The sequence below is a fragment of the Pseudoalteromonas sp. SG45-5 genome (assembly GCF_014164085.1).
GTDB classification, from domain to species: domain Bacteria; phylum Pseudomonadota; class Gammaproteobacteria; order Enterobacterales; family Alteromonadaceae; genus Pseudoalteromonas; species Pseudoalteromonas aliena.
This window is the reverse complement of record NZ_JACJEM010000125.1, coordinates 1-1,034: the sequence shown is the minus strand read 5'-3', so window position 1 is coordinate 1,034 and position 1,034 is coordinate 1. Positions and strand designations below refer to the sequence as shown.

General features: G+C 31.5%; 1 protein-coding gene. It reads right to left on the bottom strand.

What is annotated here, in order from left to right; translation table 11 throughout:
• Positions 1-220: 220 nt before the first annotated feature.
• Complete coding sequence (locus H5119_RS19910) at positions 221-880, bottom strand: hypothetical protein (RefSeq protein ID WP_182703467.1); 660 nt, start codon at positions 878-880, stop codon at positions 221-223.
• Positions 881-1,034 lie beyond the last annotated feature (154 nt).

The window sequence follows — 1,034 nt, the reverse complement described above, 5'->3', positions numbered from 1 at the left end:
AGTTTACCGTGGGTGAATAATATCTATTAGATCACAGCGAACGGATGGGTTCAAGGTTAAAAAGCAATCAATTTAAAATAGTAGAATACGTTCCTAAAAAGAGTAATTCTACAGCCTCAACGCCTTGCTAAGCGGCGAAAAATAGCTGGCTATACTTTGTGAGGTACGAACAAAAGCCAGCTGTTTTTGTCCGTTTGAGCAACTTGTTAAGTTTTTTACATTATTTATTGAGCATTTTTTCTTTTGAACTATCTAAATTCGCAAGCAAATCGAAGTACTTAACATTTACTTTATTTACCTCGACCAAATACAAATCTCTTGTAATATCTTTTCTCTCATCAAAAAATTTAAAGCATGAATATGATGCATCTGAAAGTCCATTGATTGATTCAGTAATTTTATTAATAGCCGATTTTTTCAAGGGATACCTTTTTAAAGGAATCAGATAAGAAGATAGAGAGATAAGTCTGATCGTATACTTATCATGCGCCAGTAGATAATCTACGGTAGCTTCTTTTAGCTCCCTTTGTATTCGACCTAACTCATCAAACTCTATTTTTGCTAAAATCTCAGGGTCATTAAATTCATCATGATTTCTTAAGTGTGCCACAGGATCATTATCCGCATCACTCATTTGTTTTAGATATTTAGATTGTAAAACGACCAAGGATATAAAATCAGTGTGCAATTTTTTAACATCATCAAAAAGAAATGTTATAACTTGGTTTCTATCGTTATGCTTTAGTTCATTCCTCCAACTTGATAGAGCTTTATAGGCAACAAATAAAACAACTATGTTGATCAATACACCACTAAAAGACAGTAAAACAGAAATGACATTTAACTCGTCTTTTGTAAAGTAATTAAATACCTCATTCACGATTCAACTCCAATATTAGATTTAAAACTTAACAATTTTATAGTGCGCTCGTCGCGCATATTTCTGCCAACGATACGCTCATGTATTTTATAAATCATTTTTATCAAATAACTTAATACATTGCTATATATAATTTTTTATTAGCACTCAAACT